The sequence below is a fragment of the Kibdelosporangium banguiense genome, assembly GCF_017876405.1.
Classification (GTDB): domain Bacteria; phylum Actinomycetota; class Actinomycetes; order Mycobacteriales; family Pseudonocardiaceae; genus Kibdelosporangium; species Kibdelosporangium banguiense.
The window spans coordinates 3,205,693-3,220,450 of sequence record NZ_JAGINW010000001.1 but is presented as its reverse complement, the minus strand read 5'-3'; the positions used below and the strand labels follow the sequence as shown (position 1 = coordinate 3,220,450).

General features: G+C 66.6%; 16 protein-coding genes. 10 read left to right on the top strand and 6 right to left on the bottom strand.

What is annotated here, in order from left to right; all coding sequences use genetic code 11:
• Nucleotides 1-12: 12 nt before the first annotated feature.
• Complete coding sequence (locus JOF56_RS15440) at nucleotides 13-1,290, bottom strand: thymidine phosphorylase (RefSeq protein ID WP_209638375.1); 1,278 nt, start codon at nucleotides 1,288-1,290, stop codon at nucleotides 13-15.
• Between the two features lie 36 nt (nucleotides 1,291-1,326).
• Complete coding sequence (locus tag JOF56_RS15435) at nucleotides 1,327-1,716, bottom strand: cytidine deaminase (RefSeq protein ID WP_209638373.1); 390 nt, start codon at nucleotides 1,714-1,716, stop codon at nucleotides 1,327-1,329.
• Between the two features lie 85 nt (nucleotides 1,717-1,801).
• Here JOF56_RS15435 and JOF56_RS15430 point away from each other — a divergent pair, with 85 nt between their 5' ends.
• On the top strand, nucleotides 1,802-2,908 hold the full coding sequence (locus JOF56_RS15430; RefSeq protein ID WP_209638371.1) for a phospholipase D-like domain-containing protein: 1,107 nt from the start codon (nucleotides 1,802-1,804) through the stop codon (nucleotides 2,906-2,908).
• A 3-nt stretch (nucleotides 2,909-2,911) separates the two neighbouring features.
• Here the strand turns inward: JOF56_RS15430 and JOF56_RS15425 are convergent, their stop codons facing one another.
• From JOF56_RS15425 to JOF56_RS15410, 4 genes are all read right to left on the bottom strand, one after another.
• The gene (locus JOF56_RS15425; RefSeq protein ID WP_209638369.1) at nucleotides 2,912-4,189 is read right to left on the bottom strand and encodes an ABC transporter permease; all 1,278 of its coding nucleotides are present in this window, start codon (nucleotides 4,187-4,189) and stop codon (nucleotides 2,912-2,914) included.
• Nucleotides 4,189-5,280, bottom strand: a complete 1,092-nt coding sequence (locus tag JOF56_RS15420) for an ABC transporter permease (RefSeq protein ID WP_209638367.1) — start codon at nucleotides 5,278-5,280, stop codon at nucleotides 4,189-4,191. Before JOF56_RS15420 ends, JOF56_RS15425 begins: the two co-directional genes overlap by 1 nt.
• Nucleotides 5,277-6,797, bottom strand: coding sequence for an ABC transporter ATP-binding protein (locus tag JOF56_RS15415; protein WP_209638366.1), 1,521 nt, complete (start codon nucleotides 6,795-6,797; stop codon nucleotides 5,277-5,279). The genes JOF56_RS15420 and JOF56_RS15415 overlap by 4 nt, the downstream gene beginning before the upstream one ends.
• 69 nt (nucleotides 6,798-6,866) lie before the next feature.
• Complete coding sequence (locus JOF56_RS15410) at nucleotides 6,867-8,018, bottom strand: BMP family lipoprotein (protein ID WP_209638365.1); 1,152 nt, start codon at nucleotides 8,016-8,018, stop codon at nucleotides 6,867-6,869.
• A 425-nt stretch (nucleotides 8,019-8,443) separates the two neighbouring features.
• Here JOF56_RS15410 and sdhC point away from each other — a divergent pair, with 425 nt between their 5' ends.
• The 9 genes from sdhC to gvpJ all read left to right on the top strand — a co-directional run bounded on the left by sdhC (nucleotide 8,444) and on the right by gvpJ (nucleotide 14,752).
• Nucleotides 8,444-8,854: a succinate dehydrogenase, cytochrome b556 subunit gene (sdhC, locus tag JOF56_RS15405; RefSeq protein ID WP_209638364.1), complete on the top strand. Its 411-nt coding sequence runs from the start codon at nucleotides 8,444-8,446 to the stop codon at nucleotides 8,852-8,854.
• Nucleotides 8,854-9,261 carry a succinate dehydrogenase hydrophobic membrane anchor subunit gene (locus tag JOF56_RS15400; protein ID WP_209638363.1) on the top strand — a complete coding sequence of 136 codons (408 nt, stop codon included), beginning with the start codon at nucleotides 8,854-8,856 and terminating at the stop codon, nucleotides 9,259-9,261. Before sdhC ends, JOF56_RS15400 begins: the two co-directional genes overlap by 1 nt.
• A 41-nt stretch (nucleotides 9,262-9,302) precedes the next feature.
• Nucleotides 9,303-11,057, top strand: a complete 1,755-nt coding sequence (gene sdhA, locus JOF56_RS15395; RefSeq protein ID WP_209638362.1) for a succinate dehydrogenase flavoprotein subunit — start codon at nucleotides 9,303-9,305, stop codon at nucleotides 11,055-11,057.
• The gene (locus tag JOF56_RS15390) at nucleotides 11,057-11,830 is read left to right on the top strand and encodes a succinate dehydrogenase iron-sulfur subunit (RefSeq protein ID WP_209638361.1); all 774 of its coding nucleotides are present in this window, start codon (nucleotides 11,057-11,059) and stop codon (nucleotides 11,828-11,830) included. Before sdhA ends, JOF56_RS15390 begins: the two co-directional genes overlap by 1 nt.
• Nucleotides 11,831-12,040: 210 nt before the next feature.
• Nucleotides 12,041-12,724 (top strand): S1 family peptidase, encoded by a 684-nt coding sequence (locus JOF56_RS15385; RefSeq protein ID WP_209638360.1) that lies wholly within the window; start codon nucleotides 12,041-12,043, stop codon nucleotides 12,722-12,724.
• 331 nt (nucleotides 12,725-13,055) lie between these two features.
• Complete coding sequence (locus JOF56_RS15380) at nucleotides 13,056-13,364, top strand: gas vesicle protein GvpO (protein WP_209638358.1); 309 nt, start codon at nucleotides 13,056-13,058, stop codon at nucleotides 13,362-13,364.
• Between the two features lie 2 nt (nucleotides 13,365-13,366).
• Nucleotides 13,367-13,717: a gas vesicle protein gene (locus tag JOF56_RS15375; RefSeq protein ID WP_209638357.1), complete on the top strand. Its 351-nt coding sequence runs from the start codon at nucleotides 13,367-13,369 to the stop codon at nucleotides 13,715-13,717.
• Nucleotides 13,714-14,607 carry a GvpL/GvpF family gas vesicle protein gene (locus JOF56_RS15370; RefSeq protein WP_307855114.1) on the top strand — a complete coding sequence of 298 codons (894 nt, stop codon included), beginning with the start codon at nucleotides 13,714-13,716 and terminating at the stop codon, nucleotides 14,605-14,607. Before JOF56_RS15375 ends, JOF56_RS15370 begins: the two co-directional genes overlap by 4 nt.
• Nucleotides 14,600-14,752, top strand: coding sequence for a gas vesicle protein GvpJ (gene gvpJ / locus JOF56_RS15365; protein WP_209638354.1), 153 nt, complete (start codon nucleotides 14,600-14,602; stop codon nucleotides 14,750-14,752). Before JOF56_RS15370 ends, gvpJ begins: the two co-directional genes overlap by 8 nt.
• Nucleotides 14,753-14,758: the final 6 nt, after the last annotated feature.

The window sequence follows — 14,758 nt, the reverse complement described above, 5'->3', positions numbered from 1 at the left end:
GCCTTTCTCGTTTCAGCGGACGGTGTCGATGACCAGTTGCTGCGGCGCGGGTGCGTCGCCGATCGTGATACCGCCTTCGAGGGCTGCCAAAGCACCGGAAACAGCGTCTGGCGTGTCCGTACGCAGCTCCAGCAACGGATCCCCGGCACTGACGCGGTCGCCGGGCTTGGCGAGGCACAGGACGCCAGCAGCGTGCTGCACGGCGTCTTCCTTGCGGGCCCGGCCGGCGCCCAGACGCCACGCGGCCACGCCGACCGAATAGGCGTCAAGGGAACTCAGGACGCCGGATTCGGGCGCGGACACGATGTGCACATGCTGAGCGGTGGGAAGCGGCGCTTCAGGGTCACCACCCTGTGCGCTGATCATGCGGCACCAGGTCTCGTAGGCCTCGCCGGACGCCAGCACGGCCGCCGGATCTGTCGAAATCCCAGCCAGGGCAAGCATTTCACGCGCCAGAGCCACAGTCAGGTCGATGATGTCCTGCGGCCCGCCGCCCTTGAGCACGTCGACAGACTCAGCGACCTCGACGGAGTTGCCGACCGCCAGCCCCAACGGCACAGACATGTCGGTGAGCAGGGCCGACACCTTCCGGCCGTGCTGCTTCCCAATGCCCACAAGGGCTTCCGCCAGCGCCCGGGCGTCGGCCAGATTCTTCATGAACGCGCCTGATCCGACTTTCACGTCCAGGACCAGGGATTCCGCACCCTCAGCGATCTTCTTGCTCATGATCGAACTGGCGATCAGCGGAATCGACTCAACCGTCGAAGTCACGTCCCTGAGCGCGTAAAGCTTCTTGTCCGCCGGAGCCAGCCCTTCCGTCGCCGCGCAGACGACCGCGCCGACGTCAGCCAGTTGGCGGGTGATCTCGTCGGTGGACAGCTGGGCACGCCAGCCAGGAATCGACTCAAGCTTGTCGAGAGTTCCGCCCGTGTGCCCGAGACCGCGCCCGGAGAGCTGGGGAACAGCCGCACCACACGCCGCCACCAGGGGCGCGAGCGGCAGGGTGATCTTGTCGCCGACGCCTCCGGTCGAATGCTTGTCAACGGTGGGCCGGTCGACCTTCAGGTCCAGGGTCTCGCCGGAGTCGATCATCGCCTGAGTCAGCCGGGCCGCCTCGGCGGTGTCCATCCCGTTGAGGAAGATCGCCATCGCCAACGCGGACATCTGCTCGTCCGCCACGACGCCCCGGGTATAGGCGTCGACAACCCAGTCGATCTGGTCGTCGCTCAGACGCCCGCCATCCCGCTTGGTTCGGATCACGTCCACAGCGGACAGTCGCTCTCGGCTCATGCCGCAACCCTAACCTTTCAAGCACACCCGACGCTGTCACGTGGGCAGGTGTTCGGGGCCGAAGGCGTCGGGGAGGACTTTGGTCATGGGCAGGATTCCCTGGGGTGTGTCCAGGAGGCAGTCGGGGCCGCCGAATTCGTGGAGGATCTGGCGGCAGCGGCCGCAGGGCATGAGGAGGTCGCCTGTGCCGCTGCGGCAGGAGACGGCGACGAAGCGGCCGCCGCCGGTGAGGCGGAGCTGGCCGGCCATGGTGCATTCGGCGCAGAGGCCGAGGCCGTAGGAGGCGTTCTCGACGTTGCAGCCGGTCACCATGCGGCCGTCGGAGACCAGGGCCGCGGCGCCGACCTGCAGGCCTGAGTATGGGCAGTAGGCGCTGGCTGCGGCCTCGATGGCCGCGGCGCGCAGGGCATCCCAGTCTGGGCTCATGATCGAACACGCTACTACGAGGGTTTACCGAAGTTGGTACCTGCGCGGGAGGACTTGGCCTTTGATCGCCGATAACGTTCGGCGGATGAGATTCGGGAAACTCCTTACAGGACTGTTAACTGTCGTCGCGCTGGTTGTCCCGGTGCCCAGCGCGGCGGCTGCTGTGACCTCGGGGGCGATCTTCAATGATCCGACTGTGCCGGCCAAGCAGCAGGTGATCGTCAACCACATCCGGTCGCTGATCCAGGGGGCCGCCGTGGGGTCGAGCATCCGGGTCGCGATCTACCACTTCAGTGACGCGAACGTCGCCGCCGATCTGGTGGCCGCGCACAACCGCGGTGTCGACGTGCGGATGGTGCAGGACTACTCCGACTCCGCCACCGCCGCCAGCAAGACCGTGAAAACCGCGCTGGGCAGCCGGGTCACGGTCTGCACTCAGGATCGGGCGTGCATCGGCGACTACAAGAGCCCGATCATGCACAACAAGTTCTTCCTGTTCTCCAACACGTCCGGCTCGACGAACGTGGTCGTGCAGTCCTCGGCGAACCTCAACGCCGGCAACTCGACCAAGCTCTGGAACAACGCGGTGACACTGGTGGGCAACGCCGCGCTCTACACCTCGTACGACAAGTACTTCAACGACCTCGCGGCCAAGAAGAAGGACAACGACTACTACCGCTCGGAGAACGCCGGCAACACCAAGACGTACTTCTTCCCGCGGGCCGGCAGCGACGAGTCCACCGACACGATCTACAACATGCTCAACGAGAACGTCACGTGTGAGGGGAACACGTCGACGGGGACCGAGACCGGGCGCACGATCATCCGGATCGCCATGTGGTACTTCAGCCGCGACGACATCGCCCGCAAGCTACGGCAGCTCGCCGACCAGAAGTGCTGGATCGAGATCGTCTACACCACGCTGGACGACGGCAGCCGCGGCCATCTGACCGGCCATGACCGGATCGTGCTCTACCAGATCTCCGGCAACTACGAGGTGCACTCGAAGTACATGCTCATCGAGGGCACCTACGCCGGCAAGAAGGACACGAAATGGGTCATGACCGGCAGCCACAACTACACGTCGTCCGCACTGCGGGAGAATGACGAGGCACTGCTGCGGATCGAGTCGGGCCCGATCCACGACCAGTACCGCGCCAACTTCTGGGCACTGCGGGCAGCGGGATCGTAAAACCTAAGATCCCTGACCGCGCTTGTAGATGAAGCCGTCTGCCTGTGGCATCCGCAACCGCTGGGATGCCACAGCCAGGACGATCAACGTCACGAAGTGCGGTGCGTACGGCGTCAGGTCGCGGGGCAGTTCGTCCACCGAGAAGTAGATCGCGTACAGCAGGCCCGCGGCCAGGACCGAGGCGCCGGCAGCGAACCACTTGCGGCGGAACAACTGTACGACCACCACGATCACCAGCAGCAGCACAGCGGCGTAGAGCAACGCCAGCACGGCTGGGCCACGGCCGGACAGCTGCAGACCGTCGGTGTAGCCGAACAAAGCCGAACCTGCCGCCAGACCACCGGGCCGCCAGTTGCCGAAGATCATGGCTGCCAGGCCGATGTAGCCTCGGCCGTTGGTCTGGTTCTCCAGGTAGTCCGCGCCGTCCTTGAGCAGCACGAGCGAGGCGCCGCCCATTCCGGCCAGGCCGCCGGAGATCAGCACCGCGATGTACTTGAAACGGTAGACGTTGACACCCAACGACTCCGCCGCCACCGGGTTCTCGCCACAGGAGCGCAGCCGCAGGCCGAACCTGGTGCGCCACAACACGATGTAGCTGATCGGCACCAGCAGGACCGCGATCATCGTCAGTGGCGCGACCTGGGTCAGCAGGCCACGCAGGATGCCGGCCACATCGGACAGCACGACGCGCTGCTGGGTTTCCAGGTCCGCCAGCCAGTTCGTCAGCCCGGTCGCGGAGTAGGTGTCGAACTTCGGCACCACCGGCGACTGCCGCGGGTTGCCCGACAGCGGCTCGAAGATCAGGTGTGCCAGGTACTTCGTGATGCCCAGGCCCAGCAGGTTGATCGCCACACCGGAGACGATGTGGTTCACGCCGAACGTCACCGTCGCGATGGCGTGCAGCAGACCGCCGATCGCACCGAACAGGATCGCCACCAGCAGGCCGACCCAGACGCCTCCGTGATACGAACCCCAAGCCGCGCCCCAGGTTCCGAGGATCATCATGCCCTCGAGACCGATGTTCACCACGCCCGCGCGCTCCGCCCACAGGCCGCCGAGCGCGGCGAGCAGGATGGGCAACGCCAGCCGCAACGCGGTCTGCGTCGTGGTCGACGAGGTCAGGTCACTGTTCCCGGTCAGGTACGAAGCCGTTGACAGCACGGCGATCGCGCCGACGGCCCACAGCACTCCGCTGAGCCAGCCAGGGATCTTGCGACGCTTGGGCGGCACCGCCATGGTGACGGGCCCGGCGACCGGGCTGTCCGCGATTCCCGCTGTCATCAGACACTCCCCCCGGCTGCGATGTCGCTGGTATCGCGGCCGAGCTGGCGACCGACGCGGCGTTGCTCAGCGGCCAGTTCCATCCGGCGCACGATCTCGTACGCGATGACGACCGACAGCACGATCGCTCCCTGCATGATCGTCGTGATCTCCTGCGGCACGCCCACGTTGTCCAGCGACACCGCGGACTTGTCCAGGAACGCCCACAGCAGCGCGCCAAGCGCGATCCCGCCCGGATGGTTCCGGCCGAGCAGCGCGACCGCGATACCCGCGAAGCCATACCCCGCAGGCGAAGTCTGCAAGTACTCGTGGTCGCGGCCCAGCAGCTCCGGCAAGCCCGTCAGGCCCGCGATACCACCGGACAGCAGCATGGCAGTGAGCACCATCTTGCGGGCGTCCACGCCACCGGCGGTCGCGGCGGTCGGCGACTCACCGCTTGCCTTGAGCTCGAAGCCGAACCGGGTCCGGTTGAGCAGCACCCAGTAGCCGGCACCGACGAGCGCCGCGATGAACACGAACCCGAACAGCGTGCCGGTGCCCATCGGGATGCCGGGCATCCAGCCGGACTCCGGGATCGGCTCGGTGCCGATGTTGTTGCCCACCTGGACGCCGAACGCGTCCGTGCTGACCAGGTAGGCGATCAGGCCGAGCGCGATGGCGTTCAGCATGATCGTGGAGATGACCTCGCTGACACCTCGATAAACCTTCAGCAGCGCGGGGACCAGCGCGTAGAGCGCACCGGCCAGCACCGCCACGATGATGATCACCAGCGTGTGGATCACCGGCGGCAGCACGACCCCGCCGCCGACGATCGCGGCGACCACGGCGGCGAACCGGTACTGGCCTTCCACACCGATGTTGAACAGGTTCATCTGGAAGCCGATGGCCACCGCGAGACCCGCGATGTAGTACACCGCGCCGCTGTTGATCGTGTCGACGGCGGTGGTGCCCCGGCCGAGCTGGCCGATCATCGCACCGAACGCGTCCAGCGGGTTGTCGCCCGAGATCAGCAGCGCGACCGTGCACAGCAGCACCGAGAAGATGATCGCCAGCGCGGGCGGCAGGAGTTTGGCCCGCAACGAGGACTTCACGACTTGACCTCCCGAGGCGCGCCGGTCATGGCGCAGCCGAGATCCTCCGGCGTGACCGTCGCCGGGTCCTCTTCGGACACCAGACGGCCACGCAACATCACCACGATCCGGTCCGACAGCCCGATCAGCTCGTCCAGGTCGGCCGAGATCAGCAGCACGGCCAGCCCGGCCGCACGGGCCTGCCGGATGTGCTCCCAGATCAGCGCCTGCGCGCCGACGTCGACACCGCGCGTCGGATGGGACGCGATCAGCAGCACCGGATCGCCCGACAACTCCCGGCCGACCACGAGTTTCTGCTGGTTTCCGCCGGACAGCGCGGCCGCGGCCACCTCGATGCCCGGGGTACGCACGTCGTAGTCCTCGACGATCCGCCGAGTGTCCTTTTTGGCCCCGGCGATGTCCAGCCACTGTCCGCGTGAGACCGGCTCGCGGGTCTGGTAGCCGAGCATCCGGTTGGCCCACAACGGCTGGGTCAGCAGCAGGCCGTGCCGGGTGCGGTCCTCGGCGATGTAGCCGATCCCGGCCTCCCGGCGGGCCAGCGTGCCGAGCTTGGTGATGTCCTTGCCTGATAGGCTGACCGTGCCGTCGGTGGACCTGCGCATCCCCATGATGGTCTCGACCAGTTCGGTCTGGCCGTTGCCTTCGACGCCTGCGATGCCGAGCACCTCGCCGGCGTGCACGACCAGGTCGATGTCGTCGAGGATCGCGCGGGCCGAGCCGGCTTCCTGCAGCCGCAGGCCGGACGCGGAGAGCACGGCCGTCTCGGTGACGGTCGACTCCCGGGTCTCCGGACTGGGCAGTTCGCTGCCGACCATCATCTCCGCCAACTGGCGTGAGCTGATCGTCTTCGGGTCGGCGGTGCCGACCGTGGTGCCGCGCCGGATCACGGTGACCGTGTCGGCGATCGCGCGCACCTCGTCGAGCTTGTGCGAGATGAAGATGAAGGTGAAGCCGTCGGCACGCATCTGCCGGACGGTCTCGAACAGGTCGTCGACCTCCTGCGGCACGAGCACGGCGGTCGGCTCGTCCAGGATCACGATCTTCGCGCCCCGGTAGAGCACCTTGATGATCTCCACGCGCTGGCGGTCGGCGACGCCGAGGTACTCCAGCGCGATGTCCAGATCGGCGTTCAGCCCGGTCCGCCTGGCCAGCTCGGCCACCTTCTTGCGGGCCTTCGCGCCGATCCCGTGCAGGCCTTCGGCGCCGAGAACGATGTTCTCCAGCACTGTCAGGTTGTCGGCGAGCATGAAGTGCTGGTGCACCATGCCGATGCCGACCTTGATGGCGTCCGAGGGATTGCGGAACCGGACCAGCTCGCCGTTCACCTTGATGGTGCCCTCGTCGGGCTGCTGCATCCCGTACAGGATCTTCATCAGGGTGGACTTGCCCGCGCCGTTCTCGCCGCAGACCGCGTGCACCTCGCCGGCCCGCACTTCGAGATGGATGTCGCTGTTGGCGACCACCCCAGGGAACCGTTTGGTGATCCCCTCGAGCTCAACGGCCTTCTCGTCAGCCATCGTTGCCTCCCGGAAACACAGGCTCGGGGCCCGGAAGATCGTTCCGGGCCCCGGCCTACAGCTGCTGGATCAGTTGGACGGCTTGTCCGAAACCGTGATCTTGCCGTCGATGATCTGCTGACGGTAGGCGTCCAGCGTGGCCTTGATGTCGTCGATCTTGCCGCCGGAGGTGGCGTAGCCGACACCGTCGGCCTTCAGGTCGAACCGCTTGGGCAGCGAGGACAGCGTGTTGCCCGCGACCGCGCGGACGTAGTCGTACACCGCGACGTCGACCCGCTTGAGCATGGACGTGATGATGACGTCCTTGGAGTTCTCGACCGTCTTCTGGTTGTACTGGTCGGAGTCCACGCCGATGGCCAGCGCGTTCTTGCCCTTGGCCGCCTCGAAGACGCCCTTGCCGGAGGCACCCGCGGCCTGGTAGACCACGTCGGCGCCACGGCTGATCTCACCGGCCGCGACGACGTTGCCCTTGGCCGGGTCCTGGAAACCGGTGAAGTCACCGGCCGGCGTGATGTACTCGCTCTCGATCTTGGCGTCCGGCGCGGCGGCCTTGACGCCCTGCTTGAAGCCCGCCTCGAACTTCTGGATCAGCGGCACGTTCACACCGCCGACGAAGCCGACGTGGCAGCCCTTGCTCTTGTAGGCGGCCGCGACACCGACCAGGAACGAGCCCTGCTCCTCGGCGAACACCAGGCCGGTGACGTTCGGCAGCTTCACGGTGTCGTCGTCGACGATCGCGAACTTGACGTTCGGGAACTCCTTGGCGACCGCCTCGACCGACTTGGCGTAGGCGAAGCCGACCGCCACGATCGGGGAGAAGCCCTCGCCCGCGAGCTGGCGCAGCCGGCTCTGCTTGGCGTCCTCGGTCTCGTTGGGAGCCGCGGTGAGCTCCTTGGTCTCCTTGACGCCCATGTCGGACTTGGCCTTGTCCAGGCCGGCGGCGGCGGAGTCGTTGAACGACGCGTCGCCACGCCCGCCGATGTCGTAGGCCAGGCCGACCTTAAACGCACTGGCATCGACCTTGGCCGGCGTGCCGGAGCTGGCACCGCCCCCGCCACTGCCGCCCGACGGAACGGGGCTGAACTTGCAGCCGGAAGCCTGGGTGCCGCCACCCGCGGGTGGGGTGGTCGACCCGCCCCCGGAGTCCTTGGCGCAGCCGGCCAGCGCAAGAGCACCGGTCAGGGCGACGGCCGCCAACGTGGTAACGCGCGATCGACGCACGACGTGTCTCCCTCCCCGCTCTCATGAGCGGCGACGAACCCCAGCAAAGCGCTGGGAACTTGCGAATTGGCGAACCGTACCCGCCCGTAGGACCACCTCAGCACAGCACCGGCCGGGCGTAACCTAATCGTTTGCCGGTGATCCCACCCCCGGAACCGACCGGGCACTGTGCGTGATCAAACCCCGCCTCACCCACGCGCTGAGTTGTGCCCCCAAAGTGGCGTTGGGGGCATCCAATGCTCCCAACGCCACTTTGGGGGCACACCCTTCATGTTTCTTGGGTCACAGACGGCAACCGTTGGTTGGGCTGTGCGTAGGCGCTCGGACTAGCATCCGAGCAGTCAAGGCCCGGTGGGTGTTTGTCCCGGTTGGACTGCCGATCCCCATCAGCCGAGTGATCAGCGATGTTGGAGGCCTGAAAACCGATGTCCGCCGAAGCCCCAGCGCGGCCCGGCAAACGCGGGACGCTCTACCGCGGTGACCCAGGCATGTGGTCATGGGTCGCGCACCGCATCACCGGTGTCCTCACGTTCTTCTTCCTGTTCGCGCACGTGCTCGACACGGCGCTGGTGCGGGTCTCGCCGGAGGCCTACAACGAGGTCATCGAGACCTACAAGACGCCGCTGGTCAACCTGATCGAGGTCGGTCTGGTGGGCGCGGTGCTCTACCACGCGCTCAACGGCATCCGCGTGATGCTGGTGGACTTCTGGGCCAAGGGCCCGCGCTACCAGAAGCAGATGCTGTGGACGATCCTGGTGGTCTGGCTGCTGGTGATGATCCCCGGCGCGTACTTCATGTTGGTGCGCACGGTCTCTGACATGTTCGGAGGATCGTGATGACGATCGCACTCGACAAACCCCGCAGCCCGCGCCGTCCCTCCGCCCGGCGCAGCAACTGGGAGCTGGCCAGCTGGCTGTTCATGCGGCTTTCCGGGCTGGCACTGGTGATCCTGGTGCTCGGCCACCTGCTGATCATGAACATCCTGGACGGCGGTGTGCACCGGATCAACTGGGGTTTCGTGGCCGGCCGCTGGTCGTCGCCGTTCTGGCAGTTCTGGGACCTGTCGATGCTGTGGCTGGCCGAACTGCACGGCGGCAACGGGCTGCGCACGATCATCAACGACTACGCGCGCAAGGACCAGACGCGGTTCTGGCTCAAGATGCTGCTGTACGTCTCCATGGTGCTGATCCTCGCGCTCGGCACGTTCGTGATCTTCACGTTCGACCCGAACATGGACGCCTGACTCCACTTACCAAAAATCGTCACTGCGAAGGCCGATAACGAATGCAGTTCCACAAGTACGACGTGGTCATCGTCGGCGCCGGTGGCGCCGGCATGCGGGCCGCGATCGAGTCCGGCAAGCGGGCCCGGACCGCCGTGCTGACCAAGCTGTACCCCACGCGGTCGCACACGGGCGCGGCGCAGGGCGGCATGTGTGCCGCGCTGGCCAACGTCGAAGAGGACAATTGGGAGTGGCACACCTTCGACACGATCAAGGGTGGCGACTACCTGGTGGACCAGGACGCCGCGGAGATCATGGCCAAGGAGGCCATCGACGCGGTGCTGGACCTGGAGAAGATGGGTCTGCCGTTCAACCGGACGCCGGAAGGCAAGATCGACCAGCGGCGGTTCGGCGGGCACACGCGTAACCACGGTGAGGCCGCCGTTCGCCGTGCCTGCTACGCCGCGGACCGCACCGGGCACATGATCCTGCAGACGCTGTACCAGAACTGTGTCAAACAGGGCATCGAGTTCTTCAACGAGTTCTACGTGCTGGACATCTGCCTGACGCCGGACGCCAACGGCGACCCGGTCTGCACGGGCGCGGTGGCCTACGAGCTGGCGACCGGCGAGATCCACGTCTTCCAGGCCAAGTCCGTCGTGTTCGCGACCGGCGGGTTCGGCAAGGTGTTCAAGACCACGTCCAACGCGCACACCCTGACCGGCGACGGGATGGGCATCATCTTCCGCAAGGGCCTGCCCTTGGAGGACATGGAGTTCTACCAGTTCCACCCCACAGGCCTGGCCGGTCTGGGCATCCTGCTCACCGAGGGCGCGCGTGGCGAGGGCGCGATCCTGCGTAACGCCTCGGGTGAACGGTTCATGGAGCGGTACGCGCCGACGATCAAGGACCTCGCGCCCCGGGACATCGTCGCCCGGTCGATGGCGCTCGAGGTGCTCGAAGGCCGTGGCGCCGGGCCGAACAAGGATTACGTGCTGCTGGACTGCACGCACCTGGGCGCCGAGGTCCTGGAGACCAAGCTGCCGGACATCACCGAGTTCGCGCGGACGTACCTGGCCGTGGACCCGGTCAAGGAGCCGGTGCCGGTGTACCCGACCGCGCACTACGCGATGGGCGGCATCCCGACCAACATCCACGCGGAAGTGTTGCGGGACAACGACCACGTCATCCCCGGTCTGTACGCGGCCGGCGAGTGCGCGTGCGTGTCGGTGCACGGCGCGAACCGGCTGGGCACGAACTCGTTGCTGGACATCAACGTCTTCGGCCGCCGGGCCGGGATCGCGGCCGCGGAGTACGCCGTCGGCCGTGAGCACGTCGACCTGCCGGAAGCGCCCACGCAGTTCGTGGAGGACCAGCTGGCGCTGATCCTTTCCGAGCACGGCCGGGAGCGCGTGGCGGACATCCGCACCGAGCTGCAGGCCACAATGGACGCCAACGCGTCGGTGTACCGCACGGAGGACACGCTCAAGCAGGCGTTGCACGACGTGCAGGCGCTGAAGTCCCGGTACGCGCACATCACCGTGCAGGACAAGGGCAAGCGCTACAACACCGACCTGCTCGAGGCGATCGAACTGGGCTTCCTGCTGGAGCTGGCCGAGATCCTGGTCGTGGGCGCGCTCAACCGCAAGGAATCCCGCGGCGGGCACGCCCGTGAGGACTACCCCAACCGGGACGACACGAACTACATGCGCCACACCATGGCGTACAAGCAGGGCGACTCGCTCACGGCGGACATCCGCCTGGACTACAAGCCCGTCACCTTCACCCGGTACAAGCCGATGGAGCGCAAGTACTGATGACTGCCACAGTGGAATCGGGTATCCGCGGCGAGGCTCCTCCGGTACCGGAAGGCGCGATCACGGTCGCGCTGAAGGTGTTGCGGTTCAACCCGGAGATCGACGACGAACCGCACTGGGAGACCTACGACATCCCGGCGCTGCCGACCGACCGCGTGCTGAACCTGCTGCACTACGTGAAGTGGTACCTGGACGGCACGCTGACCTTCCGCCGGTCGTGCGCGCACGGCATCTGTGGCTCGGACGCGATGCAGATCAACGGCGTGAACCGGCTGGCCTGCAAGGTCCTGGTGAAGGACCTGCTGGCGCGCAAGGGAAAGCCGACCACGATCACGATCGCGCCGATCAAGGGCCTGGAGGCCCGCAAGGACCTCCTGGTCGACATGGAGCCGTTCTTCGAGGCGTTCCGCGCGGTCAAGCCGTATCTGATCACCTACGGTAACGAGCCCACCAGGGAACGCATCCAGTCCCAGGCGGACCGTGAGCGCTTCGACGACACCACCAAGTGCATCCTCTGCGCGTGCTGCACCACCTCGTGCCCGGTGTACTGGTCGGACGGCTCGTACTTCGGGCCGGCCGCGATCGTCAACGCGCACCGGTTCATCTTCGACAGCCGTGACGAGGGCGCAGGCGACCGCCTGGACATCCTCAACGACACCGAGGGCGTCTGGCGCTGCCGGACCACGTTCAACTGCACCGACGCCTGCCCCCGTGGCATCCAGGTCACCAAGGCGATCCAAGAGGTCAAACGGGCCCTGCTTTTCCGTCGTTGACCCGGTAATTCCCCTGGTGGGTGGTCGGTCCGATTTCTGCCGGACTGACCACCCACCAGTGTTTTATGCCTGATTCGCGAGGGATGTCCCGACGATCGATGGGTTTACCGGTGATCATCCGGCAACTTAGCGTGAAAGCGCGTTCGGGGACGCGATAAAGGCCACCCGAGCCATTCCTTTTCTCACCCTGCCGAAAGGAATGCGCTGCTCATGCGCAAAATGATTTCGATCGCCGCGCTCGCGTTCGCCGCGTCCGCGATGTCGGTCCCAGCCGCGTCCGCCTCGGTCGAGCCGCTGATCATCGGCGGCGGCACGGTCAGTTCGGCGCCGTGGGGCGCCCAGGTCTACGCCAGCGGTTCGTTCACCTGCTCCGGCACGATCATCGCCCCGCAGTGGGTGCTGACCGCCCGGCACTGCGACAGCTCGGCCATGTCCGTGCGGGTCGGCAACGTCAACCTCGGCCAGGGCACCAACCGGACCGTCGACCGCAAGGCGACTTCCCCTGACGGCGACATCCTGCTGCTGCACCTGAGCTCCGCCGTGCAGACCACCTACATCAAGCTGGGCGACTCGGATCCGGCCGTCGGCTCGACCAACAGCATCTACGGCTGGGGCCGCACCCAGGGCAGCAACCCGGCCTCGCCCGTGCTGAAGACCGCCACGGTCCGTGTGACCGGCACAAGCGAGGACGCCTTCGGTGGCGAAGCGATCGCCAGCAAGGGCGACAGCGGCGCCGCGTGGCACGGTGACTCCGGCGGCCCGCAGATCGCCAACGGCGTCCAGGTCGGCGTGTGCTCCACCGGTGAGAACAGCGGTTTCGACCCCCGTGGCACCCAGAATTACGCCAGCGTCGCCGCCAACCGTTCCTTCATTCGCGGCACCGCGGGCGTTTAACCCCAACACCCTTTTTCCAGCCGGTCTTCCATGGGAAGGCCGGCTGGACTCGTCATGACACCTCCAGGGTGGTTCAGACCTATTTCGGTCATGCCGAATGGCGGCTCGCCGATGTCCCGGCCGCCGCCAAGTGTTACCCAGTCGTGATCAGAGATACCCGGATGGCCCGGTCTCAAACGCCGGGTGGCGAAATGCGCCCAGTCGCCACCCCTGGTTGCGGCGAACTTCCCAGTGAATGTTGCTTCCCTTGCCCGAGAAGGCCGCCCGGCACCCCGCCGGGACATGATCACTTGGAGTAACGAGGTTTCCGTGTCGCCGATCACACGAGATGATGAGTGGGCAATCGCAGGAACACCAACCCCAACCAGCCGGCGAACCCGGGAAGCTGACGCCCGCCCAGGCGATCCGCAAGGCCGTTGAGCACTTCGGCCTGCTGTCCGGGCGGCAGCCCGACGGCGTGACCGGGATCCGGGCCATGGCCGAAGGCGGCTGGTCGGTACTGATCGACGTGGTCGAGCTGGAACGGATTCCGGCTACCACCACTGTCATGGCGACCTACCGGGTCGACGTCGACCGGGCAGGCGAACTCGTGGCGTGCGAACGACTCCGGCGTTACACCAGGGGTACGACCGACGTGTAGAGATGCGGGTGAGCTCCACTGTGGACAATGGCTCAAGCTCGCTGGCCGACGTGCTGGAACGGGTGCTCGACAAGGGTGTGGTGATCGTCGGCGACATCGCGGTGAACGTGATGGACATCGAGCTGCTCACCCTGCGGCTGCGGCTGTTCATCGCCTCGGCCCAGACCGCCCGGGAGATGGGAATGGACTGGTGGACCAACGATCCGTTCTTCAGCCCGAACGCGGCGATCAAGAGCGGGGGGCAGGAGCGCGATGAACTCCAGCGGCAGAACGCCGAACTGCGTGACCGGCTCGCCGCATTGGAGAAAACGTTGGGAGAGCTGCAACCGGCGTCCCGGAAGGCACTCCCGTGAGCCTTGACGACGCGCTCGGCGCACTGGCCCGTGAGCACGTCCCGGATGTGCTCGCCGACGCGGTGCGGCTGGCAAGGTCGCGGGCCACCGCGGAACTGGCCGACCGGCTGACCAAGGCCATCATCGCCCAAGTCACGGCACCTCCCAGGAAAAGTGACCGGGGACTCTGCGCCTACGCGATCACCCGGGATCATCCGCTCGACCTACGCCTGGACACCGACGTCGAACCCCGGCTGGTCGCCCACCGCGGGCTCGGCATCGTGGTGGCCGAGATGGAGCTGGCGCGGTTCGCGGAACTGGACGTCGATCCCGCCCAACCGCCCGAAGAGGACAGTCCGCTCGTCGTGCTCGCCCGTCAGCACGACGCCGTGATCCGTGCGGTGTTCCAACGACATCCCGTCCTGCCGCTGCGCTTCGGCACAGTCCTCGGCGACGAGGACGCGGCGGTGCGCCTGCTTCGCGATCGGCACGACGAAGCGCTGGTCTGGCTGGACCGCGTCGACGGCTGCACCGAGTGGGGCGTCCGGGCCCGGCTCGCCGATGAGTCTCCCGTCCCGGACACGCCGTTGGACGGCCTTTCCGGGACCGAATACCTTGCCATGCGCCAGAAACGCCTGACCGGAATCGAGAGTGGCCGCAAGCGCGCAACAATGACAGCACGAACCCTGCACGAGGCGCTGCTGCCTTATGCCACCGACAGCGCGTCTCGCGGTAACGCGAACGGTTTACTGCTCGATACCGCCTATCTCGTCCCGGCGGCCCAGGAAAAGGCGTTCCACTCCGAAATCGACCGTCTCACCAAGGATTTCAGCGGGGTGACCGTGCAGACCACCGGCCCCTGGCCGCCGTATTCGTTCACGAACATCGAACTGGCGGTGGGTAATGCCTGAACACCCCACGGCCACCAGCATTGTGGACCTGCTCGACCGGGTGGTCCAGGGCGGGGCGGTGATCAACGGAGACGTGATCATCACGCTGGCCGGCATCGATCTGATCCGGCTCGACCTGCGCCTGCTGCTGATCGGGATCCAGTGAATCCCG

Excerpts from the sequence above, each read along its gene's own strand:
- JOF56_RS15440 (WP_209638375.1), bottom strand. The coding sequence starts at position 1,290 with ATGAGCCGAGAGCGACTGTCCGCTGTGGACGTGATCCGAACCAAGCGG.
- JOF56_RS15435 (WP_209638373.1), bottom strand. The coding sequence starts at position 1,716 with ATGAGCCCAGACTGGGATGCCCTGCGCGCCGCGGCCATCGAGGCCGCA.
- JOF56_RS15430 (WP_209638371.1), top strand. The coding sequence starts at position 1,802 with ATGAGATTCGGGAAACTCCTTACAGGACTGTTAACTGTCGTCGCGCTG.
- JOF56_RS15425 (WP_209638369.1), bottom strand. The coding sequence starts at position 4,189 with ATGACAGCGGGAATCGCGGACAGCCCGGTCGCCGGGCCCGTCACCATG.
- JOF56_RS15415 (WP_209638366.1), bottom strand. The coding sequence starts at position 6,797 with ATGGCTGACGAGAAGGCCGTTGAGCTCGAGGGGATCACCAAACGGTTC.
- sdhC (WP_209638364.1), top strand. The coding sequence starts at position 8,444 with ATGTCCGCCGAAGCCCCAGCGCGGCCCGGCAAACGCGGGACGCTCTAC.
- JOF56_RS15400 (WP_209638363.1), top strand. The coding sequence starts at position 8,854 with ATGACGATCGCACTCGACAAACCCCGCAGCCCGCGCCGTCCCTCCGCC.
- sdhA (WP_209638362.1), top strand. The coding sequence starts at position 9,303 with ATGCAGTTCCACAAGTACGACGTGGTCATCGTCGGCGCCGGTGGCGCC.
- JOF56_RS15390 (WP_209638361.1), top strand. The coding sequence starts at position 11,057 with ATGACTGCCACAGTGGAATCGGGTATCCGCGGCGAGGCTCCTCCGGTA.
- JOF56_RS15385 (WP_209638360.1), top strand. The coding sequence starts at position 12,041 with ATGCGCAAAATGATTTCGATCGCCGCGCTCGCGTTCGCCGCGTCCGCG.
- JOF56_RS15380 (WP_209638358.1), top strand. The coding sequence starts at position 13,056 with ATGAGTGGGCAATCGCAGGAACACCAACCCCAACCAGCCGGCGAACCC.
- JOF56_RS15375 (WP_209638357.1), top strand. The coding sequence starts at position 13,367 with ATGCGGGTGAGCTCCACTGTGGACAATGGCTCAAGCTCGCTGGCCGAC.
- gvpJ (WP_209638354.1), top strand. The coding sequence starts at position 14,600 with ATGCCTGAACACCCCACGGCCACCAGCATTGTGGACCTGCTCGACCGG.